This window comes from Bacillus sp. EKM208B (assembly GCF_011800725.1).
Taxonomy (GTDB): Bacteria; Bacillota; Bacilli; order Bacillales; family Bacillaceae; genus Bacillus; species Bacillus velezensis.
In genome coordinates this window covers 1-248 of the sequence record NZ_JAANHO010000057.1, presented here as the reverse complement: position 1 = coordinate 248, position 248 = coordinate 1, and the positions used below count along the sequence as shown (strand labels likewise).

At 57.7% G+C, this 248-nt stretch carries 2 tRNA genes; both read left to right on the top strand.

Going from position 1 to position 248, the window contains the following annotated elements:
* The first annotated feature begins 79 nt into the window (after positions 1–79).
* A tRNA-Ala gene (locus G9F75_RS19860) sits at positions 80–152 on the top strand.
* Positions 153–172: 20 nt separating this feature from the next.
* A tRNA-Met gene (locus G9F75_RS19855) sits at positions 173–246 on the top strand.
* Positions 247–248 lie beyond the last annotated feature (2 nt).

Genomic DNA, 248 nt, shown 5'->3' with positions numbered 1-248 from the left:
GGAAGTAGCTCAGCTTGGTAGAGCACATGGTTTGGGACCATGGGGTCGCAGGTTCGAATCCTGTCTTCCCGACCATTTTGGGGCCTTAGCTCAGCTGGGAGAGCGCCTGCTTTGCACGCAGGAGGTCAGCGGTTCGATCCCGCTAGGCTCCACTTGATTTTAATTGTTTTTTGGCGGTGTAGCTCAGCTGGCTAGAGCGTACGGTTCATACCCGTGAGGTCGGGGGTTCGATCCCCTCCGCCGCTACC